Genomic DNA, 21578 nt, shown 5'->3' on the forward strand with positions numbered 1-21578 from the left:
CAACTTGAGCTGTCGGTCTCGAAACTCTTGCCCTGTGAGTCGGATTGCTGCGCTTGCGAATGGCATCCGCGGCTCTGATCGGCGCGATCGCCGGTCAAGATACAGCCGGTCCGCCTCGCAATGCGAATGTGCGATGCGCGGCGCTTCCCGAACTGCTTACTTCTACCCCGGTCTGCCGGTGACGATCTAGCTCGATCTCCTTTAGAGGCGGGGCCGGCGCATCGGTGCGCTGACGAAGCGCTGATGCCTGATCTCGCGCAGCAGCAACGTGCGCTTGGTTTGGGCGGCGTTGAGCAGACCTTCGAACAGCACCAGGATCTCGCGCGCCTGGACGTAGACTTCGGTGGTGACGGCGGCTTGATCGAAGCCGTAGGCGGCCAGCCGCGCCTCGATCTCGGTCGCAGCGATCGGGTCAGTGCGCCAGCTCAGCGCATTTTGCTGCGTGTAGTATTCGGCCTGGGGTTCGAAGTCGGGATCGATCCCGACCATGTCGATGTGCCGCAGCGCCGCTGCGATCGCCTTTTGGCGAGAGGTCTGGAGCAATTTGTGCCGCAGCATGCGGTAGCGCTGGATTTCCCAGGATAGCTCGGCCACATCGATGGCGAGCAGCCACTCAATGGCGGATCGGGGCGCAAGGTCCGCAAAGATGGCCTGGCGCAGCGCGTGGTAATGGTCGAGATGTTCGCCGGGCAGCAGCAGGGGCGGCGGCGCCAAGGCCGCAAACTCGGCCGGGAGTGCCGTGGCGGTCAGCTCGCATGCGGTTTGGAACGGGCCATTCATCGGGATGCGGCCTCCGCGCCGAGGTTGGCGAGGATGGCTGCGGCGCCGGCCGCGCCCTCGGCTCGACCATGGACCGGGCTCGCCGCCCACAGCTCTTGCGCGACCGGCAGTGGGGCGATCTGCAGGTTGGCCCACCACGCCCGCTCGTTGCCGTGCCGATGCAGCTCCTCGTGATGGACGCGGCACAGCGGCACCGTGAACTCATCGCTGACCTTGCGCCCGAGCGCCCGCGGCTGGGCGAAGGTCAGATGATGGGCATCGCACGGGGTTTGCCGGCACACCAGGCAGGGCTGCTCCCGGACAAACAGCAGGTGCGCCTTGCTGCGCTTGCGCGGCGGCTCCTTGGGGTGCGCGAGCCCAGTCTCGGGATGCGCGGGCTGCAGCGCGGCCTCGGCGTCCGCAGCAGACGCCGCCGGCAGGGGTGGGGCGCCATCCAGGACGGCGGGTTGCTCGGCCTGAGTCCGGGCCGCGTCCTCAAGCTTGGCCTGATAGGCTGCCTCGACGCGCCGGGCATCCGGCTCCTGCAGGCTGTTCTTGAGCGGCAGGCTCGCCTTGGCCCAGCCGAGCAGATCGGCGCTGGCCGGCAGCGCCTCGAGCTGGCGCAACAGCTGCTCCCGGAGTGCGGCGGACTCGCCCGGCCGCAGCACCGGCGCATGGTTGAGAACACCCTTGCCGGGCGCGGCCTTGAGGGTGGGCGGAGCGGGGGGACCGACCGTATCCGGGGCGTCGAGATCATCCTCGCCGGCAATCCCGACCAGCGCGAACAGGGCGTAGCGGCGGGCGTAGGTCAGCGCCGCACCCATGCGATGCGGCGCCTCGATGTCGCGGGCGGCGCAGACCGGCCAGTCCGAGGAGATCCACTCGCCGGAGGAATGGGCGAGCAGGGTGGTGAGGTGGATGTGGCCACTGGTTGCCTCGACCCGGGTGGTCTGGATGGTGGCGATCTCCTGCTGGCTCAAGGTCTTGCGCACGATGTCGAGGCCGCTCGCCAGCGAGGCGTAGCGGAAGGTGCGGTCGTCATCGCGCAGGAACGGCGAGCGGAGCTGAGCGGTCAGGGTCTTTTCCGGGTTGGTCAGTTCGGCTTGGGCGCGGGCCAGCGCCGCCGCGATCGCGCCGATATGCTCACTGGCCTGGTGCATGGACGGCCTCCATCTCAACCGGATCAAAACTGATCGCGCCGGCTTTGGAGCGCTTGGCGCGAACGCCGTGGCCAAACGCCTCCTTGGCATCCTCCGGCAGCAGCCTCTTGAGCTCGGCCTTGGCGAGTTCGTGCTCGGCATGGGCGTCGCGGGTGCGCAGATAGATCGCCGCACATTCGGCCCAGACATTGGACGCGCTCATGTCGACGACCTTGACGGCAGCAAGCCGCGGCCGTGGGGTCTCGATCCCAAACAGCAGCGGTGGCTCGCCGCTCTGCACGCAGCGCCAAAACTTCTTCTCCGCCGTCAGCAGCAGGTGCTGATAGAGCGGGTCGGCATGCACGGTGATTTCGACCCATTTGCCGCCGCCGGTGATGATCGAGAGCACGGCCGCGCGCGCCGCCACCACCCACATGTTGTGCTGCAGCTGCGCCATGTGTTTCTCCGCCGCGGCCTCTTCGGTAAAGCCCCAGGGCAGCATGAACTTGGCCTCGAACACCGCGCCGGTCGGGGCGACGAGGCCGTCCAGCGTGGCCGCCATCCAGCCATGGACGGAATGCCGCACCCGCTTCTGGACGTCGGTGATCGCGTGCCCGGTGGCGGCCTGGTACCAGGCGCGGTTGAGCGCTTCGGTGGCGAGGCCGAGCTGCACGACCAGGTTGCGCGACAAATCTTGCGGCGCGATCTCGCCGCGCTTTTCTCGCCACAGGCGCAGCAGCTCGTCCTGGTCATGGCCCATGATGATGCGCGCGTCTGAGCCACCAATGAAGGCGCGGCGATCGTGGCCGTTCAACGTGATGACGGAACGGGGCGCCTCGGCGCCGTCGGTTGCAATCGTGGTCACCGGTCTCTCCTGGGTTGGCACACGCGGCTTGCCGCCGCACCGCCAAAACCCCCGCCACTGCGAGGGGAAAGACCGGGGCCAAGGGCCGAAAGGCCGGTCCGGTGATTAACGCTCCTTTTGCGCGGGAATGCCAGTGCTTTCTGCAGCATTTTTGCTAAAACAGCGGGCCAAAACCCTTGATCTGTCAATGCGTTGGAGCCAGCGTTCGGGCGCCACAACCGGCCCCCGGCCGAGGAGCTTTGACATGACGTCAGTTCGACAAATCGAAGCCAATCGCAGCAACGCCAGTCGCAGCACGGGACCGAAAACGGCGGGTGGCAAGACGAGGTCCAGCCGCAACGCGCTGCGTCATGGGCTGGCGCGGCGCGATCTCAGCGATCCTGCCGAGGCGGCGAATCTTGCCGTTGCGATTGCTTCCGGGCTCGGGCATCAGGTCACGCTGGACGCGGCGATGGCGCTTGCACGGTCCAAACTCGCGCTGCTGCGCATCCGCAGCTTGCGGCAGGCAATGTTGGTTGCGCTTCTGACCGGTCCACTGCTGGCAGATCTTAAGGGGCTTCAAGGGCTGGAGCGCTACGACCGGGCCGCTTTGGTGCAGCAGAAGCGGACGCTTCGCTCGCTCGGCTTCGCGCGCGAGTAAGGCAAGGTCGGTTGGCTTCGTTCTGGACATTGGCCGGGCTGCGGCAAAGCTCCTCGACCGCGCATCGAAGGTGATGGGCTCAGCGCCTGGGCTGCTTCGGTGCCGAGCCCCTGGTGATCCCGAACTTGGATTATCCCAGACTGGACAAATTCGATCGGCCCGCCGAAATACTATTTCAGAGACGCATTGACGAAATGCACAGTCAGTAATTGAGATTCTTTTAAGAGTTGTTCTGCCAGAAGCATTCTCCTGTAGCGCGAGACTGCCCAATGACAAAAGAAAGCGATGAGGCCCTGCCGCAATCGCCTCTCCATGCGTCGCTCGAACCGCTGCCGCCAACCGGGTTTCCGCGCACTTAACGTTCGATGCTCGAGGTGGGTGCTTGAGGTCATCATCCGGCTTGCACTTTATTGGGCTTGACCACGTTCGGGCAGTGGCGGTGCTTATGGTGTTCGCCTGGCACTTCACGCATGCCGTGGGCGCTTACCGCCCATGTCTGCAAGTGGCGCATCTGCAAAGTTGCGCCTTGGCGGTCGGAAGTCCGCTCGTTGGGCCAGACCGCTCAGATTTGCTCAACCTCAGTTCTTCGCGTTTTGACTCTGGCTGTGTAAAAACGCGAACAGTCGAAAGCCGGCTAGAACCACGTTCTTTTGTGCGCCATTTCACTTGAAATTGCTTGCGAGCATGAGCGCTACATCGGCCTTCGACGAACAACTTATTCTTCGCATTCGACGGCCGGTGCGTTTTCACACAGCCAAGACCTGAAATGGACATTGCGAAACAGCGGTGCTGTTAGGATCTGTCTACGGCAACTTGCGCTGCCAAGTTTTCCCGAAATTCTAATGTAGAGATGTATTGACGAAATACACACTCATGAATTGTGACTCTTTTAAGAGTTGTTCTGTCAGAAGCGTTCTCCTGCAACGCGAGAATGCCCAATGACAGAACAAAGCGATGAGGCCCTGCCGCAATCGCCCCTCCATTCGTCGCCCGAACCGCCGTCGTTTGACCTGTCACTCTCACTCCTTCGGCTGAACTGGGCGCTGATCGCTGCACTTGCCGCAATATTCGGCGCCGGCGTTCTCCTGACCGGCTTCAGCGTCAAGTGGGGCGGATATCTCACAGTAGGAGGTGTGGCAGCGGTTTACGGCTTTGTGGGGCATTTCAACGCCACATCCTCGACCGCCAGCCCCAGGGTCTACGCAACACTGCTGCTGCCAGCGCAGACCGTCCTGTTTCTCATCCTTCTTGTATCCCTCGGCTACATTGCGGCCTCCGCGGATTTGCCAATGCAGGAATCCAGGCTGCTGGCTTTCGACCGCATGCTGGGATTGGATTTCCGTGCCTATGTTCACTTTGTGGATAAGAGGCCGGGTTTGCTGCATGCATTCGCGCTCACATATGATTCCATCAATAAGCAGATGCTTCTACTAGTCATCCTCCTGCCGCTGTTCGGATTCCATCAGCGAGGCACAGAATTTGTGCTCGGCCTCGCCGTGGCTCTGATCGCAACCACCTTCATCTCGACGCTCGTTCCTGCGACGGGAGCGTATGAGACCGTCGGACTACATCTCTCCGACCATCCGAACTTCGAGCCGGTCTGCTATTACGCGACTTTGCGCGAGCTGCCATTAATCCGGGAGGGCGTCACCAGGGTGGTTGACGTGTACGCCTTAGCTCCCGTTCTGACCTTTCCCAGTTTTCACGCCGTTTTAGCTGTCCTCTATGTGTGGGCGATGTGGCCCATTCGGTGGTTGAGGATTCCGGGCGCGCTGTGGAACGCGGTCATGCTGGCTGCGACGCCAATCGGAGGCGGTCATTTCTTTGTCGACGTCATCGCCGGCGCCGCCATCGCTTTGCTGACAATAGTTGCCGTTCATCGCCTTGGACGCCGCTTGTCCCGCAACCACAAGGTAGTGAAGCCGGCACTGCTGCCGCTCCCTACTGCTACTATGGCGACGGCCAATGCGTGATCGGTTCCTTCTGCGCCTAGCAGATCACCAAATGCAACGCCCCCCTCAATCCGTTGTAACGGCAGAATCCCCGCCGCGCGGCGAGACATACTGCAATGGTTCGGCCATACGCCAAACTTCTAAGACGCCGCAGGTGTTCACGGGTGTACAGGCAATGCGCGGCATTGCTGCGCTGTTGGTGGTCTGCGGGCATGCAGTCAGTGCGAGGCCCGATATGGTAGGTTATGAACTTGCCGAAGGCGCGCTGACCATTCTTGCAAGCGGTGTCGACGTCTTCTTCGTTATCTCCGGCTTCATCATCGCAACAACGGCCGCGGCACAACGCAACCCCTGGAATTTTGTTTTCAGACGAGCCGTTCGAATTTATCCGGTCTATTGGCTCGCGTTGCTGGCGGCGTTCGCCAGCTCCTACTGGATCGCACTGGCGCCGGGCGAACGTCCGGCACTCGACGTCGGAACGATCTTCGCATGGACATATCCGAACTGGTACATAGGGCCAGCATGGTCACTCGCTTTCGAGCTTCACTTCTATGCTGCGGTCGCGATCATTCTCGCGATCAAGCCGAACCGGCTATTCGAAATCCTCTTCGCGTGGCTCGCTATGGTCATCGTCGCTCTCTACTTCCGAATCCAACTCGGCATCTGCTCCCACCCGCTGGTGCTGGAATTCGGCGCTGGCGTTGGTATTGCCTATCTCCTGATAAGCCGCGGACTACGCTTTTCGCTCGGTGTCGTAGCCTGTTCAGCAGGCCTGTTCTTTGCTGGCTGGTACTGGATCTTCGTGCATGGAGCGACCGATCCACAGTTCGCCCGCGTACCGACCTACGGGCTTGGCGCGGGATTGCTCATCCACGCGGTGGTATCTGCCGAGATCGAAGGGCGATCCTTCTCGCCCGTCTTGCAATTCCTGGGCAAGATTTCGTACTCGCTATACATGGTCCACTATCCGTTGGTGAAATGGATCGCCAATTTTGACGGGCCGTGGCTGCTATCAGCCGGCGGAACAGTCATCGGTCTCATCCTGTTCTCCATCGGTCTTGCCGCTGCCTCGTACATCCTCATTGAAGCGCCGATCCTCTGTTGGGGAAGAAGCTTGAGCCTAATGCGACGGAGCCAATTAACATCGGATGCGCCGCAACGAGAAGGGACCATGCTTCCGACAAGTATGAAATGAACGATTCCCTGTACGGCAGGCCTTGCAGATGCTGCACTGGGCCGATTTCGAAACCCTTGTTGACATCATCTTTGCGCGCAGCGGCTGGAATCGGGTCTCCGTGCTCGGCGGCACCAAGAAGCTGGTTGACCTCGAGCTGGAGCATGCGGTGATCAACGAGCGGGCAGCAGTTCAGGTCAAGTCTGCCGCCAGCCAAAAGATCTTGGATGCCTATATCCGCCGGATGGACGCCACTGAGCAGTTCGACCGGTTCTTCTTCATTTGTCATTCGCCAAAGGGGGCGCTGAGCGCCCCCGACGACCGCTCCGACATTCACGTCTGGACCGGTCGCGAGTTAGGTTCGACTATCATGCGGCTCGGGCTGCACGATTGGGTGATGGAGAGGCTCGCCTAACCAACCGCGATCGATCAGAGACGACTTAGCGCGGGGCTGCGCGCTGGCCCGGACAGCCATGCAACTGGATCTTCTCCGGACTACGGGAAAGAATCGGCGACCCCCCTGGCGCGGGGAAACTCGGCCAGCACGGTGTCCCGCATCCGATTGAAGTCGGCCCTTATCTCCTCTATCGACCTCGCGTCATAATCGCGTTCGATCTTTGCACTTTCGATTTCGCGAATTTGCTGAATCAGTGTCATCATCCACTTCAAGGTTTTCGCATCGCCCTTGAGCGCGACATCGATCACTTTCTTAACCAGTATCCTGTCAGTCTCGATGCGCAATCGTTGACCATCTTCGACAATGGGTCGTGTTCGCTTCAGTTCGCGCCCAAATAGCTCGAGTAAGTTGAGACATTTTTTGGGCCTACCGCGCGGATTGCCGGACCGGCCCGGCTTGAAGCGCCGCGCTTTCGGAGGTTTTCCGTAGCCAACTGAATAGTTTTCAGATTCGCGCTTGGTCATTGCCCGCACTCCCGTTGCTTGTCTGCGGCGATTTCGTCGAACAGGCGCCCGGTTGGGACATGGACAGCGCTTTGGCCGGTGTGGCGTTGCCAGCGCCTTATCGCGACGTCAACGTAACGCGGCTCGAGCTCCGTCGCGTAGAGGCGGCGGCCCACCCTCTCGGCAGCCAGCAAGGTCGAGCCGCTGCCCAAGAAGTTATCCAAAACAATGTCATTGCGTTCCGTGCAGTCGAGGATCGCATCGGCGAGCAGCTGAACCGGCTTCACAGTGGGGTGTACGGCTAGCAGGTTGCCTTCTTCGCCGCTCCGTTCGAAGCTATTGCATCCGGGATATTGCCAGACGTTGGTTCTGAAGCGGCCATGTCGACCGAGCTCGACGTTGTTGCGATGGGACACTTTGCCGTGCTTAAACACAAAGACCAATTCGTGCTGGCTGCGATAGAGGGATCCCATGCCAGCGTTCGATTTGACCCACGCGCATATGTTCTTGAGCTCGAGGCCAATGGCCTGGCCGGCGGCAAGAATCTGAGCGGAGTGACGCCAGTCCATGAAAATGTAGAGGAGGGCTCCCAGGGAGAGGTGCTCGGTCGAGCGGCGAAGATAGCCGCTTAGGAAAGCGGTAAACTCCTCGTTGGACATTTCGCCGGACGCCATCGCAAACTCGCGGTGGTGAATGCGTCCTTTGCCGGAGACGTGCCCTTGAATGGGGACATTGAACGGCGGATCGGTGATCACGGCGCGGGCGCGCGCGCCGGCCATGAGGGTGGAGAATGAATCGGACTGCAGCGCGCTTTGGCACAATATCCGATGTGGTCCGGCTTGCCAGAGATCGTTGAGAGCCGAAACCGGCGCCGAGACAATCGCAGGAACGACGTCGGCCGGGTCCGGAGCCGGCTCGAGCTGCAAAGACTCGAGGTTCTCGATGCGAAAATCGATCTCTCCCTGGGAGAAGCCGGTGACCTCGAGACTGAACCCGAGGTCGAGCTGAGAGAGCTCCTTGAAGGTCTCTGCGAGCGCGCCATCGTCCCAGGGCGCTAGCTCGCTGAGCCGCTGCTCGGCAATCCGGTAGAGTTCGAGTTGTGCGGGCGTGAGATGCGTGACCCGGATGACCGAGAGCTCGCGCAAGCCAAGCTGCAGCGCGCCAAGGTACCAGATCAAACCGATCACGACTACGCCCGTAGCATCGATGACAATAGGGCTGATCAAGCCCAACGCCTCGATACATTTCCCGTATTGTTTCTTGTGGCGATCGGTGTGTTTGCGGAGCAATCGCCGCGGCGGCGAAATTGCCTCGATGGGTAGACGCTCGACAGGTCCCACTTGCGTGAAGACCTCGTTGGGTTTCGATGGTGCGGTCATGGTTTACTCCTTCGTGATCTTGTCTGCGCCGCAGCGCCGATGTTTGCGCGGGTGTGAGCCCGTTAGAAGCGGCGACATAGGTTTCAATTGAGCGTGGGTGCATTGTGGTTTGCCCTTCGGCGCATTCAGTCTGCGCGGCCTATGCGCGCTTCAGCACGTGGTCAGCCCATGCACCAGCCGCGCCAACTTTGGTTTGAAGCTTGAATATGGGGTTCAATTAAATGTGTGATGTGCGTGGTCCGTGTCTATGCGGGCTGGTTAGCTGCGTCCTCGCTTGCGCGGTCGCGTTTTGGCGAGCTGTTCTGATAACAGGTGTGCGGACCGGGTGAGTTCGATCCAAGTGGTGGACCGGCCCGGCTTTTCAATCCCCCGCTTGAATGCCGCGCTATAGTCCTCGAAAATCTCGACGGCCGGGGCGGGGTCTTCCGCCGTCCGTTGATCTGACCAAATCAGCAAAAATACCGGCGAGCGCGTCGCCAAAGCTGGACTCCCCGGTTTGGCTTGCAGCCGGATCTGATCCGGATCGAACAAGTTGGCGGGATCAAGCCTCATGATCTTTTTATGCTGGCGTTGCAGCGCCGGCCTGATGCGCCGCAACGATTCGACCACAAAGCTCTGCGGCCACCTGTGATTGAGCATGTGCAAGCCGATCAGCAAGGCAAAGCTCGCATATTCCGAAAACTGAACCTCGCCGCCCTTTCCCGGCGCGTCGCCACTCACAAACGCGTAGTTTGCCAGTTCGGGTAGGTCCGATTGGGGACGCACGTCCAACGCACGGTCGGTGTCTAACAGGCGTTTCAGGCGCGTGACCACGTTCGCGCGTGACTTGTCGTCATTCGCGCCGAGCCCCGCCGCAATGGCGTCCTCGATCTGATTGCGCTTGTACGCTTTCATAGAAGCATGATATCAGGTTACATATAGGTGTCCAGACCGCCGGACATCATGGGAGCCTGCTCGCAATTATGAACGAGCGGCTAAGCCGCTTGACGTTGCTCACAGCGGCGGTCCGCGGCTGATTGCGTATGGCGTGGCGGCCGTCATGTGGCTGAAAGCCAGAGCTCCATCCGCTCATTCCCATCGTTGAGTCGAGGCCCGCGCGTGCTCACTGCTGGCGTTGTCTTCCAGGACGCAGTGCCTTCACGGCCGGAAGCTGACGTCTCGGGCGACGCTTCCCTGTTCGGGCGCCGCCACTTCCCTGATCCCCCCGCGAAATTTTCCCTGTTCTGTGTGGGCGCCCCAACACCGCGATGTGGTTGAATTGACGGGCGCTTCTGCCCGTTTCTGACGTTGCGGTGGCGGCGTTTTGCGTGGGTTTCCCTGTAAAATTCCCTGTTAGCAGGGAATTGGCTTCTTCGGGTGAAGGCTAGCGCTCGTCCGCGATCACCTTGCCGTCGTTCGGCAGCATGCCGGGGCCGACCAGCTCGACCGTGCCGCCGAGCTTGGTCACCGCGCGCAAAGTGCCGGCGATCTCTTCGCGTAGCGCCTCGCTCGCGGCCGCGGTTTCGGCTCTCAACGTCATGGCGTCGGTCTCGCCTTGCCGGGTCACGACGAGGCGCAGTCTTCCGAGGCCAGCGTGGCGCTTGCCGATCTCGGCGATCTGCTCGGGCCGGACGAACATGCCCTTGATCTTGGTGGTCTGGTCGGCACGGCCCATCCAGCCCTTGATGCGCATATTGGTACGCCCGCACGGGCTCGTGCCGGGCAAGGCCGCGGTGAGGTCGCCGAGCGCGAGCCGGATCCAGGGATGGTGAGGGTCGAGCGAGGTCACGACGATCTCGCCGACGTCGCCTGGCGTCACGGGATCGCCGGTGCCGGGCTTGACGATCTCCAGGATCAGATCCTCGTTCACGACCATGCCTTCGCGTGCCTCGGTCTCGAAGGCGATGAGACCGAGATCGGCGGTGCCGAAGGCCTGGTAGGCGTCGATGCCGCGCCCCCTAATCTCGGCCTGGAGCGAGGGCGGGAACGCAGCGCCCGAGACCACCGCACGCTTGATCGAGGAAACGTCACGCCCCGAACTTGCCGCGGCATCGAGCAGGATCTTCAGGAAATCCGGCGTGCCGCTGTAGCCGACCGGCCGGTAGGCCGCGATCAGTTCGAATTGCTGTTCTGTGTTGCCCGGGCCGGCCGGGATCACTGCGCAGCCGAGCGCGCGCGCCGACGCATCGAAGATGAACCCCCCGGGGGTGAGATGGTAGCTGAAGGTATTGAGGACGATATCGTCGGGACGGAACCCGGCCGCGAACAGCGCCCTTGCACCGCGCCAGGGATCGGCCTGCCGCCCTTCCGGCTCGAAGATCGGGCCGGGGGAGGTGAAGAGGCGGGCGAACGAGCCCGGGGCCTCCGCCACGAAGCCTCCGAAGGGCGCAGAGGCCCTGTGCAGGGCGGGCAGTTCCGACTTGCGCAACACCGGTAGGTCCGCCAGAGCCGCCCTGGAGGTCACGGCGGCGGGATCGCAGCCTTTGAGCCGCGCGGCATAGGCCGGGGCGGCCATCGCGGCTCGCAGCACCTCCGGAAGGCGGGCGAACAGGTCGGCCTCGCGCGCGGCTTGCTCACGCGTCTCGCGGGCGTCGTAATGGGCGGTCATGGCTGTTCTTTCCGTGTTGGCATCCGTTGCGCACCGCCACCGGCATGGCTATCAGACCGCCATTGGCGAGGCTTGAAAGGGACCCGATGGCGGACGAAGGACTCATTGCGGCAGACGAGGCGTCGAACGTCGTCGCACGCCTGAAGCGCCGCATGATCGACGAGGCGCTGCCGCTGTGGTCGACGGTCGGCTGGGATCACGCCGCGGGCGGCTTCATCGACCGGTTGCACCGTGACGGCGCGGCGGATGCGGCCGCGCCCCGGCGCGTGTTCGTCCAGGCCCGCCAGATCTGGTGCTACGCCAAGGCGGCACAGATGGGTTGGTATCCCGACGGGCGCGCCATTGCGCTGAAGGGGCTGGAGCACCTGCTGGCCAAAGCGAAGGCGCCCGACGGCCGGCCCGGCTATGTGCACCGGCTGACGGCGGACGGATCGGTGCTGGATGCCCGGCGCGATGCCTATGACCACGCCTTCATCCTGTTTGCGCTCGCCAGCGTCTATGCGCTCGACCAGGACGCGCAGGTCCGCGCCGAGATCGATGCGCTGCTCGCCTTCCTCGACAGCCATCTGCGCTCGCCGCATGGTGGCGTTCACGAGGGCCTTCCGGTCTCGCTGCCGCGCCGGCAGAACCCGCATATGCATCTGTTCGAGGCGATGATCGCGTGCTTCGAGGCGACCCACGATCTGTCGTTCCAGAACCGTGCCGGGGAATTCTTTGCGCTGTTCCTGGCCAACCTCTACGACAAGCAGAAGCACGTATTGTCGGAGTATTTCGAGGAGGACTGGTCGAAGATCGAGCCGGTCAGCGTCGAGCCGGGCCACCAGGCGGAATGGGTCTGGCTGCTGAAGGGTTTTGAACGCATTACAGGCTGCCCGACCCGCCAGCGGCGTGCGGAATTGCTGGAGACCTCGCTGCGCTATCGTGACGAGGCGACGGGCTGCCTCGTCGACGAGGGCGATGCGAGCGGCAACATCCGCCGCAGCACGCGCCGGCTGTGGCCGCAGACGGAGATCGCGAAGGCCTGGATCGCGCAGGCCGAGTCCGGCGAGGCGGGTGCGGCGGACGAGGCGCGCGCGGCGCTGGTGCGGCTCGAACGGCATTATCTCGGCCATCCCGTGAAGGGCGGCTGGTACGACCAGTTCGACCGCGACGGCAAATCGCTGATCGACACCATTCCTGCGTCGTCGTTCTACCATGTTCTCTGCGCGGTCACGGAAGCGGAGCAGGTGCTGGAGGGTTAAAGCCAGCGCTTGCGCCGCTTGAAGCTCTTGAGGTTCTTGAAGCTCTTGCGCTGGTCGCCGGCGCCGCCGAGGTAGAATTCCTTGACGTCCTCGTTGTCGCGGAGTTCGTCGGCGCTGCCGTCGAGCACGACCTTGCCCTGCTCCATGATGTAGCCGTGGCTCGCCACGGAGAGCGCAGCGCGCGCATTCTGCTCGACCAGGAGGATGGTGACGCCGAGATCGCGGTTGATCTTCTGAATGATCGAGAACACCTCTTTCACCAGCAGCGGCGACAAGCCCATCGAGGGCTCGTCCATCAGGATCATCTTGGGGCGGGCCATCAGCGCGCGGCCGATCGCGAGCATCTGCTGCTCACCGCCGGAGAGATAGCCGGCAAGGCCGGTGCGCTCCTTCAGGCGCGGGAAGTAGCTGAAGACCATGTCGAGGTCGGCATCGACCTCGCGGTCTCTGCGGGTGAAGGCGCCGAGCTTGAGGTTCTCGAGCGACGTCATGTCGGCGACGATGCGTCGGCCCTCCATCACCTGGAAGATGCCGCGGCGGACGATCTTGTCGGGATCGATGCCGTTGATCCGCTCGCCTTCGAACAGGATCTCGCCGCGCGTGACTTCGCCGTCCTCGGTCTTGAGCAGCCCCGAGATCGCCTTGAGCGTCGTCGACTTGCCGGCGCCGTTGGCCCCGAGCAGGGCCACGATCGCGCCCTTGGGCACGTCGAGGCTGAGGCCGCGCAGCACCAGGATGACGTCGTCGTAGACGACCTCGATGTTGCGCACGGCGAGGAGGGCGGCGGGGGCCACAGCGGTGGGAGTTGAGCGGGTTGCTTCAATGATTTGGGACATGCGTCTTCATTCTCCGCCGTCGTCACCCGCGAAGGCGGGTGACCCAGTATTCCAGAGGCGCCGGAGATTCATCGCGAAGCCGCGGCGTACTGGATCCCCCGCCTTCGCGGGGGATGACAGTTGTGTTTGGCGAACGGCGTGGCTCACCACCCCAGCAGTTCCGGCTTGCGCGGCAGCTCCACGGTCTTGACCTTCTCGAGCTTGATCGTGCCCTTGGCCATGAGATCGTTGAGGTCGCCATCGGTCGCACCCGAGATCTTGGTGCGATAGAGATCCACCTTCAGCGTGCCGCGGTGGTCCTTCTCGGTCCAGGTCGAGGGATTGCAGACGCCCTCCATGCCTGATGGCACCCAGTCCTTCTTCTGGTGGAAGCCCTTGGCGACGTTCTCGCCGGTGGCGCCGCCGTTCTTGGCGGCCCAGTCGAGCGCTTCCTTCATGTACAGCGCCGAGCAGACGGCCGCGACGTAGTGCACGGGACGATAGACCTTGCCGCTGGCGTCGGACATCTTCGAGATCTCCATCAGCGTCTTCATGCCGGGGGCATCGCCGCCCCAGCTCACCGCTGTGCGCAGCGGGAAGATCACGCCGTTGGCGGCATCGCCCGCGGTCTTGGCGGCGTTCTCGTCCATGCCCCAGACGTTGCCGAGGAACTGGATCTCCACGCCGGCGGTCTTGCAGGCCTTCATCACCGAGATGTTGGAGGCCGCGGTGTTGCCGAGATAGGCGTAGTTGGCGCCCGAGGATTTCAGGCTGAGGCACTGTGCGCTGTAGTCACCGGGCGTCAGAGCGAATATCAGCGGCGGCAGCACCTCGAAGCCGAGCTCCTGCGCCATGGCTTCGCCGGCAGCCTTCGGCGCGTTCGGATAGGGATGATTGGCACCCATGTGCACGAATTTGGGCTTGCCGGACTTGCCCTTGGCCTTCCAGTCCTCAGCCGCCCACATCAGCATCGCGCGCAAGGCGTCCGAATAACTCGGGCCGTAGAAGAAATTGTAAGGAGCAGGCTTGGCCTTGCCGCTGACGCCCTCGGGATCGGTCAGCGCCGCGGCGTAGGAGCCGGACATGTCGGGGATCTTGTCCTGGGCGAGGAAGCCGGTCAGCGCTTCGGTGTCGGCGGTGCCCCAGCCCATGATCGCGGCGACCTTGCCGTCCGGCGCCGACCATTTCTTGTAGAGCGCGATCGCGCGGGGCACCTGGTAGCCATAATCGTTGGTGTCGAGGTTGACCTGCTTGCCGCCGATGCCGCCGTTCTTGTTGACCCAGGCGAAGGTGTCGGCGACGGCCTGTCCAAACGGCGTGCCGACGTCGGAGGTGCCGCCGGAATAATCGGCGAGATGCCCGATCGCGATCTGCGCCTGCGCGCCTGCCGAGTATGCGGCAATCGCGAGCGCGAGCGAGGCGGTGCTCAAAAGGGACTTCATCTTCATGGGTCGGTTCCTCCTGTTTATTGTTTAAGTGAAGTTACCCGTGCTCAATGCGAGAACGGGTAGAGTTTCCAGTACGCCTTGATCTGCCGCCAGCGATGCGCGAGCCCGTCAGGCTCGAACATCAGGAATGCGATGATGATCACCCCGATCGCGATCTCGCGCAGGAAGGTGATGTTATTGTTGAGCGACAGCGCCTTGTCGATCGCACCGCCCTTGAGATAGTGGCTGACGAACTCCATCGCCTCGGGCAGCAGCACCACGAAGGCGGTGCCCATCAGCGTGCCCATGATCGAGCCGGTGCCGCCGATGATGATCATGGCGAGGAACAGGATCGAGCGCTCGATGCCGAAACCTTCCTGCGAGACCACGAGCTGGTAATGCGCATAGAGCGCGCCTGCGATGCCGGCGAAGAAGGCGGCAAGGCCGAACGACAGCGTGCGGTACTTGGTGAGGTTGATGCCCATGATCTCCGCAGACAAATAATGGTCGCGGATCGCCACCAGCGCGCGGCCATCCCGCGTGCGCATCAGGTTGGTGACGAGGATGTAGCTCAACAGCACATAGGCGAGCACGACGTAGAAATACTGCCGGTCTCCCCGCAGCGTATAACCGAAGATCGAGAACGGCTCGGCGCTCGCCGGCACCGAGCCGCCCGAGAACCATTCGGCGCGGGAGAAGAAGTCGAGCAGGATATATTGCGCGGCCAGCGTCGCGATGACGAGGTAGAGCCCCTTCAGCCGCGCGGCGGGGATGCCGAAGATCAGTCCGACCAGCGCCGTCACGAGCCCCGCGAGCGGGATCGCGAAGAACACCGGGATCGGCGCGTTGTTGGAGATGTAGGCCGAGGTGAAGGCGCCGAGCAGGAAGAAGGCGGCGTGTCCGATCGAGATCTGGCCGGTGAAGCCGACCAGGATATTGAGGCCGAGCGCCGCGATCGAGAAGATGCCGATCTGGATCAAAATGCTGAGCCAGTAGCCGCTGAAGAATTGCGGCGCGAGGCAGAGCAGCGCGACGCCTGCTATCGCGAAGTTGCGGCTGGTGGTGGTCGGGAAGATCGTGGTGTCCGCGGCGTAAGTGGTGCGGAAATCACCAGCGGGGATGAGGGCAGGGCCGGCCATGGATCAGATCCGCTCGATGTCGTGGGTGCCGAACAGGCCGTAGGGCTTGATCATCAGCACGATGATGAGGACGTAGAACGGCGCGATCTCATAGAGATTGCCCCAGTGCAGATACTCGCTGTCGACATATTGGGCGACGTTCTCCAGCAGCCCGATGATGATGCCGCCGAGCACGGCGCCGCCGACGGAATCGAGCCCGCCGAGGATCGCCGCCGGGAACACCTTGATGCCATAGGCGGCGAGGCCCGAGGACACGCCATTGACCACGGCGACGACGACGCCGGCGACGGCCGACACCGTTGCCGAGATCGCCCAGGCCATCGCGAACACGCTCTTGACGGAAATGCCGAGCGACTGCGCGACCTGCTGGTTGAACGCGGTGGCGCGCATCGCAAGGCCGTACTTCGAAGCGCGGAAGAACCAGGCCATGCCGATCATCATGGCGACCGACACGACGAGGCTCATGACATAGACGGTCTGGATCTGCAGGCCGAACAGGCTGACCGATTGGCTCTCGAACACGCGCGGGAACGGCTGCGGATTGACGCCGAACATCCATTTCAGCGTCGCCTGCAGCACGGTGGAGAGGCCGATCGTCACCATGATCACCGAAATGATGGGCTCGCCGATCATCGGCCGCAGGATCAGGACCTGCACCGCGATGCCGAACACGAACATGAACACCAGCGTGATCGGCATGCCGATCCAGAACGGCACCTGGTATTTCGCGAGCAAGGCCCAGCACACCCAGGCGCCGACCAGCAGCAGCTCGCCTTGCGCGAAGTTGACGACCTGCGTCGCCTTGTAGATCAGCACGAACGACATCGCGACCACGCCATAGAGCGTGCCGACCACGAGGCCGTTGACCAGGAGCTGGATGAGGAAGGCGGTGTTCATTTATGGTCTCCTGCTGCACCCACATCGTCATTGCGAGCGCAGCGTAGCAATCCAGTATCTTTCCGCTGAGACAGTCTGGATTGCTTCGCTGCGCTCGCAATGACGGAGTGCATACGGGATAGCCCTGCCGCAAGCGGGGAGAGGCGAAGGGCGGCGCCCCGCGTGACGATCACCTGTGTCACTCCGCAGCCTCCGCCATGTGCCCGTGCCCGCCGAGGTCCACCACGCGGAGCGTCGTTCGCACGCGCTGCGTGGTGCCGTCCTGGAAGCGGATCACGGTGTCGACGGGGATGTTGGCATCGCCGCGGTAGATGGCATCGATGATGCCGGCGTATTTCTCGTTGATGACGCCGCGTCGCACCTTTCGCGTCCGGGTGAGCTCGCCGTCGTCGGCATCTAACTCCTTATAGAGCAGCAGGAAGCGCGAGATGCGCTGCGCCGGCGGCAGCGTGGCGTTGACGGTCTCGACCTCCTTCTGCAGCAGCGCATAGACCTCCGGCCGTGAGGCGAGATCGCTGTAGGTCGTGAAGGAGAGGCGGTTCTTCTCCGCCCATTTCGAAATGATGGAGTAGCGGATGCAGATCATGGCCGCGAGCGCCTCGCGGCCGGCACCAAGCACCACGGCTTCGGCGATATAGGGCGAGAATTTCAGCTTGTTCTCGATGAATTGCGGCGAGAAGCGCTCGCCGCGGGAAGTCTCGGCGAGATCCTTGATGCGGTCGATCACGACGAGCTGGTTGTTGGCGTTGAAATAACCGGCGTCGCCGGAGCACATCCAGCCGTCCTTGATCTCGGCGACGCTGGCCTCGGGGTTCTTGTAGTAGCCGAGGAACATGTTGGGGTGCCGGACGACGATCTCGCCGACGCCGTGGACGTCGGCATTGTCGATGCGGATCTCGACGCTGTCGGCCATCGGCACGCCGGTGGTATCCGGGTCGACCTTGCCCTCGGGGTGCAGCGTATAGGCCCCGAGCAGCTCGGTCTGGCCGTAGAGCGTGCGCAGCGGCACGCCCATGGCCTGGAAGAACTTGAAGGTGTCGGGGCCGAGCGCCGCGCCGCCGGTCGCGGCCGAGCGCAGCCGGGTGAAGCCGAGCCGGTCGCGCAGCGCGCGAAACAGGATCGCGTCGGCAAAGCCGGAGCGCTTGCCCTGTTCGAGCGCGGCGAGGCCGCTCTTCATGCCGACATCGAAAAGGCGCTGCTTGAAGGGCGTTGCGTCCATCACCTTGGCGCGGACATCGGCGGCAATGGATTCCCAGACGCGGGGAGCGAACAGCACGAAGGTCGGTGCGATCTCGCGCAGATCGTTCATCATCGTGTCGGGCTCTTCGACGAAGTTGATCTTCATCCGGCAGAGCAGACCTTTGCCGAGCACGTAGACCTGTTCCATGATCCAGGGCAGCGGCAGCACCGAGACATATTCGTCGTCGGGGCCCTTGGGGTCGAAGGCGAGATAGGTCGCGCAATGGCCGAGCACGCGGCCGGCGGCGAGCATCGCGAGCTTTGGATGCGAGGTGGTGCCGGAGGTGGTGCAGAGGATCGCGACGTCCTCGCCCTTGGTGGCGTCGACCAGTCTGTCGTAAAGCTCCGGCTCGCGTGCGGCGCGGGCGCGGCCGAGCTCGGCGAACTTCTCCGCCGACATCAGGCGCGGGTCGTCGTATTTCCGCATTCCGCGCGGATCGGAATAGATGATGTGCTTCAGCTTCGGCACGCGTTCGGCGAGGGTAAGCAGCTTGTCGACCTGCTCCTCGTCCTCGGCGAAGACGAGCTGCGCCTCGCCATAGGTGAGGAGATAGGAAGCCTCCTCGTCCAGCACGTCGCGATAGAGCCCCAGGCTGAGGCCGCCAATGGCATGCGTTGCGACTTCTGCCGCGACCCAATCCGGCCGGTTGTCGCCGATGATGCCGATGACATCGCCGCGACCAAGGCCGAGCTCGACGAGACCGAGCGCGAAATCGCGCACGCGGGCCTGATAGTCGCTCCAGGTGAAGATGCGCCAGAGCCCGAGATCCTTCTCGCGCATTGCGATCTCGTTGCCGTGCTCCCTGGCATTGAGCCGGAGCATCTTCGGATAGGTGTCGGCCTGCGCGACGCGGCCCGCATAATCCATCATGCCGCGCTCTCCTGCGCCGGAGAGGCATCGTCGGGATCGACCAGCACCTCGTCCTCTTCGCCGAGATAGGCGCGCCTGACGTGGGGATCGGCGAGCACGGTCGCCGGATCGCCCTCGGCGATCTTCTTGCCGAAATCCAGCACCATGACGCGGTGGGAGATGTCCATCACCACGCCCATGTCGTGCTCGATCATCACCACCGTCATCCCGAACTCCTCGTTGAGATCGACGATGTAGCGGGCCATGTCCTCCTTCTCCTCGAAATTCATGCCGGCCATCGGCTCGTCGAGGAGGATCAGGCGCGGCTCCAGCGCCATGGCGCGGGCGAGCTCGACGCGCTTGCGCAGGCCGTAGGAGAGGGTGCCGGCCGTGGCCTTGCGCACCGACTGCAGATCGAGGAAGTCGATGATCTCTTCCACCTTGCGGCGGTGCTCGAGCTCCTCCTTGCGCGCGCCGGTGAGCCAGTACAGCGAGCCCGTGAGGAAATTGTTCTTCAGCAGGTGATGGCGGCCGACCATGATGTTGTCGAGCACGCTCATGTGGTGGAACAGCGCGAGATTCTGAAAGGTGCGGCCGATGCCGAGCGAGGCGCGGGCGTTCGGCGTCAGGCCGGTGATGTCGCGGTCCTGATAGAACAGCTGGCCTTCGGTCGGCTTGTAGCGGCCGGAAATACAGTTCACGATCGAGGTCTTGCCGGCGCCGTTGGGGCCGATGATCGAGAACAGCTCGCCTTCCCTGATGGCGAAGCTGACATCGGTCAGCGCACGGACGCCGCCGAATCGCAAGGACACGCCGCGCACTTCGAGACTGGTAGCCACCAAACGAATCCCTCCCGGTGATGGCGCTTGATTGGCGCTCTTCGTCCGTTCCTGTCAGGCGATCCTAGTACGGTCGTGCCGGCCAGACCATGCAGCTATTGGTCTCGACCGGACCGGCCCACCTTCGTTCCCGTGAGGGATCAAAAGCCGCATCGCCCGAGGTGGTCCTCAATAGGGGAAAGCGCTATTTTGAAATGTCTCCGGCCTGACAATTCTGCGACAAAGTTTGTCGGGCCCATCTTTCGTCGGATGGGTAGCCGAAGCGACTCTGTTGCAGTGCAACAGAAGCATGGAGTGACAGAACGGTGCGGCTGGCTTCGAGATCATGATTTCAGAGGATCATCTGAAGCGCGTTGCCGCCTGGTCGCGCGAGCTCACACAAGCCGAGATCGAGGTCGCGCGTGCCGGAATCACCGAGCGGTCCTACGGCACCGGCGAGAGTGTGTTCATGCGCGGTGATATTTTTGCCTATTGGGCCGGCATGGTGAGCGGCCTTGCCCGGATGGGCGGGGTCTCGCGCGACGGCAAGGAGACCAGCCTTGCCGGGCTGACGGCAGGGGCCTGGTTCGGCGAGGGCAGCGTGCTCAAGAACGAGCCGCGCCGCTACGACGTGGTCGCGCTGCGCGACAGCCGCGTCGCCCTGATGGAACGCAGCGCCTTCATGTGGCTGTTCGAGAACAGCGTCGGCTTCAACCGCTTCCTGGTGCGCCAGCTCAACGAGCGGCTCGGCCAGTTCATCGGCATGCTCGAGGTCAACCGCACGCTCGATGCCACCGCGCGCCTCGCCCGCAGCATCGCATCCCTGTTCAACCCGATTCTCTATCCTGAATCGACCGCGCATCTGGAGATCACCCAGGAGGAGATCGGCGCGCTGTCCGGCATGTCCCGCCAGAACGCCAATCGCGCGCTGAACCGGCTGGAGAAAGAGGGGCTGCTGCGGCTGGAATATGGCGGGATCACCATCCTCGATATCGGGCGGCTCGGGAGCTACGGCGAGGAACGATGATCTGCGCATTTACGGTGCTTCCGTGCTCATAGAGTTCGACCATCGCGCGTCGGACTTGCCTTACGTCGAGCGGGTATGGCGGAGCCGGAGCCGGCGTGGCGGCTCGTTCCTGTCGATGGCCGAGGGAAATATCGAGCTTGTGGTCACCAGGCTCCCGGAGCTTCTGGCGGTGACGCTCCGAGGGCCGGTCACCCGCGGGACACTCGTCGAATGTCCCGCGAATGGCGAATGGCTCGCGATACGGTTTCGGCTGGGAACCTACCTGCCGCAGATACCGACCAGCGCACTGATCGACCATCAAAACATGCAGCTGCCGGTGCTGCCCAACGGCCGTTTTCTGTTTTCGGGTCTGAGCTGGGACATTCCAGGCTACGACGATGCGGAAAGTCTCGTCGCTCGCATGGCCCGCGCGGGTGTCATCGCACGCAGCCACGCGACCGATGCGGCGATCGAGGGCGACGTCGACTGGATGAGCCGGCGTTCGGTTCAGCGCCACTTTCGCCGCGTTACGGGCATGACGTTCAGCAGCCATCAGCAGATCCAGCGAGCGCGTCACGCCGCGGCCTTGCTGGTGAGCGGCAGCTCCGTTCTCGACGCGACATCGGGCGCCGGCTATTTCGATCAGGCCCATCTCACCCGCGCGGTCAGGCAACTGATCGGCATGACGCCTGCGCGCCTCTCGCGCGAGCGGCCGCAATTGTCGTTTTCGTACAAGACGACCACTTCCTGA

The 21578-nt window shown here is 63.2% G+C and carries 20 protein-coding genes; 7 read left to right on the forward strand and 13 right to left on the reverse strand.

The features are described 5' to 3' along the window. Positions 1-201 precede the first annotated feature (201 nt). Genes ACNJYD_RS12965 through ACNJYD_RS12975 form a run of 3 tightly spaced genes read right to left on the reverse strand, consistent with a single transcriptional unit; the run spans position 202 to position 2754 of the window. Positions 202-780 carry a hypothetical protein gene (locus ACNJYD_RS12965; RefSeq protein WP_439366569.1) on the reverse strand — a complete coding sequence of 193 codons (579 nt, stop codon included), beginning with the start codon at positions 778-780 and terminating at the stop codon, positions 202-204. Beyond that, on the reverse strand, positions 777-1919 hold the full coding sequence (locus ACNJYD_RS12970) for an ERF family protein (protein ID WP_439366570.1): 1143 nt from the start codon (positions 1917-1919) through the stop codon (positions 777-779). Before ACNJYD_RS12970 ends, ACNJYD_RS12965 begins: the two co-directional genes overlap by 4 nt. Beyond that, positions 1903-2754, reverse strand: a complete 852-nt coding sequence (locus ACNJYD_RS12975) for a YqaJ viral recombinase family protein (RefSeq protein ID WP_439367475.1) — start codon at positions 2752-2754, stop codon at positions 1903-1905. Before ACNJYD_RS12975 ends, ACNJYD_RS12970 begins: the two co-directional genes overlap by 17 nt. A 142-nt stretch (positions 2755-2896) precedes the next feature. Between ACNJYD_RS12975 and ACNJYD_RS12980 the strand changes: the two genes are divergently transcribed. The 4 genes from ACNJYD_RS12980 to ACNJYD_RS12995 all read left to right on the forward strand — a co-directional run bounded on the left by ACNJYD_RS12980 (position 2897) and on the right by ACNJYD_RS12995 (position 6944). Beyond that, positions 2897-3403, forward strand: coding sequence for a hypothetical protein (locus tag ACNJYD_RS12980; RefSeq protein ID WP_439366571.1), 507 nt, complete (start codon positions 2897-2899; stop codon positions 3401-3403). A 938-nt stretch (positions 3404-4341) separates the two neighbouring features. Then, complete coding sequence (locus ACNJYD_RS12985; protein WP_439366572.1) at positions 4342-5376, forward strand: phosphatase PAP2 family protein; 1035 nt, start codon at positions 4342-4344, stop codon at positions 5374-5376. Further along, entirely contained in the window at positions 5369-6550 is a 1182-nt protein-coding gene (locus ACNJYD_RS12990) for an acyltransferase family protein (protein ID WP_439366573.1), read from the forward strand. Before ACNJYD_RS12985 ends, ACNJYD_RS12990 begins: the two co-directional genes overlap by 8 nt. A gap of 28 nt (positions 6551-6578) precedes the next feature. Next, positions 6579-6944, forward strand: a complete 366-nt coding sequence (locus tag ACNJYD_RS12995) for a restriction endonuclease (protein ID WP_439366574.1) — start codon at positions 6579-6581, stop codon at positions 6942-6944. 80 nt (positions 6945-7024) lie between these two features. Here ACNJYD_RS12995 and ACNJYD_RS13000 read toward each other — a convergent pair whose 3' ends face one another. From ACNJYD_RS13000 to ACNJYD_RS13015, 4 genes are all read right to left on the reverse strand, one after another. Next, on the reverse strand, positions 7025-7450 hold the full coding sequence (locus ACNJYD_RS13000; protein WP_439366575.1) for a DUF5681 domain-containing protein: 426 nt from the start codon (positions 7448-7450) through the stop codon (positions 7025-7027). Continuing rightward, positions 7447-8808 carry a DNA modification methylase gene (locus tag ACNJYD_RS13005; RefSeq protein WP_439366576.1) on the reverse strand — a complete coding sequence of 454 codons (1362 nt, stop codon included), beginning with the start codon at positions 8806-8808 and terminating at the stop codon, positions 7447-7449. Before ACNJYD_RS13005 ends, ACNJYD_RS13000 begins: the two co-directional genes overlap by 4 nt. 258 nt (positions 8809-9066) lie before the next feature. Beyond that, the gene (locus ACNJYD_RS13010) at positions 9067-9702 is read right to left on the reverse strand and encodes a hypothetical protein (RefSeq protein ID WP_439366577.1); all 636 of its coding nucleotides are present in this window, start codon (positions 9700-9702) and stop codon (positions 9067-9069) included. A 469-nt stretch (positions 9703-10171) separates the two neighbouring features. Beyond that, positions 10172-11395 carry a phenylacetate--CoA ligase family protein gene (locus ACNJYD_RS13015; RefSeq protein WP_439366578.1) on the reverse strand — a complete coding sequence of 408 codons (1224 nt, stop codon included), beginning with the start codon at positions 11393-11395 and terminating at the stop codon, positions 10172-10174. 86 nt (positions 11396-11481) lie between these two features. Between ACNJYD_RS13015 and ACNJYD_RS13020 the strand changes: the two genes are divergently transcribed. Then, complete coding sequence (locus ACNJYD_RS13020; RefSeq protein WP_439366579.1) at positions 11482-12636, forward strand: AGE family epimerase/isomerase; 1155 nt, start codon at positions 11482-11484, stop codon at positions 12634-12636. Here the strand turns inward: ACNJYD_RS13020 and ACNJYD_RS13025 are convergent. From ACNJYD_RS13025 to ACNJYD_RS13050, 6 genes are all read right to left on the reverse strand, one after another. Then, the gene (locus ACNJYD_RS13025; protein WP_439366580.1) at positions 12633-13472 is read right to left on the reverse strand and encodes an ABC transporter ATP-binding protein; all 840 of its coding nucleotides are present in this window, start codon (positions 13470-13472) and stop codon (positions 12633-12635) included. The genes ACNJYD_RS13020 and ACNJYD_RS13025 overlap by 4 nt on opposite strands. A gap of 143 nt (positions 13473-13615) precedes the next feature. Then, positions 13616-14899, reverse strand: coding sequence for an ABC transporter substrate-binding protein (locus ACNJYD_RS13030; protein WP_172785337.1), 1284 nt, complete (start codon positions 14897-14899; stop codon positions 13616-13618). Positions 14900-14943: 44 nt separating this feature from the next. After that, the gene (locus ACNJYD_RS13035) at positions 14944-16017 is read right to left on the reverse strand and encodes a branched-chain amino acid ABC transporter permease (protein ID WP_172785336.1); all 1074 of its coding nucleotides are present in this window, start codon (positions 16015-16017) and stop codon (positions 14944-14946) included. 3 nt (positions 16018-16020) lie between these two features. Continuing rightward, the gene (locus tag ACNJYD_RS13040; RefSeq protein ID WP_018643253.1) at positions 16021-16914 is read right to left on the reverse strand and encodes a branched-chain amino acid ABC transporter permease; all 894 of its coding nucleotides are present in this window, start codon (positions 16912-16914) and stop codon (positions 16021-16023) included. Positions 16915-17092: 178 nt separating this feature from the next. Next, on the reverse strand, positions 17093-19024 hold the full coding sequence (locus ACNJYD_RS13045; RefSeq protein WP_439366581.1) for a long-chain fatty acid--CoA ligase: 1932 nt from the start codon (positions 19022-19024) through the stop codon (positions 17093-17095). Continuing rightward, a complete protein-coding gene (locus tag ACNJYD_RS13050) occupies positions 19021-19842 on the reverse strand; it encodes an ABC transporter ATP-binding protein (protein WP_172785334.1) in 822 nt (273 codons plus the stop codon). The genes ACNJYD_RS13045 and ACNJYD_RS13050 overlap by 4 nt, the downstream gene beginning before the upstream one ends. A 325-nt stretch (positions 19843-20167) precedes the next feature. Between ACNJYD_RS13050 and ACNJYD_RS13055 the strand changes: the two genes are divergently transcribed. Together ACNJYD_RS13055 and ACNJYD_RS13060 are read left to right on the forward strand one after the other, a co-directional pair. Beyond that, on the forward strand, positions 20168-20848 hold the full coding sequence (locus tag ACNJYD_RS13055) for a Crp/Fnr family transcriptional regulator (RefSeq protein ID WP_212260187.1): 681 nt from the start codon (positions 20168-20170) through the stop codon (positions 20846-20848). A gap of 304 nt (positions 20849-21152) precedes the next feature. Beyond that, positions 21153-21578, forward strand: a complete 426-nt coding sequence (locus ACNJYD_RS13060; RefSeq protein ID WP_439366582.1) for a helix-turn-helix transcriptional regulator — start codon at positions 21153-21155, stop codon at positions 21576-21578.

Source organism: Bradyrhizobium sp. SPXBL-02, assembly GCF_051853065.1.
GTDB lineage: Bacteria > Pseudomonadota > Alphaproteobacteria > Rhizobiales > Xanthobacteraceae > Bradyrhizobium.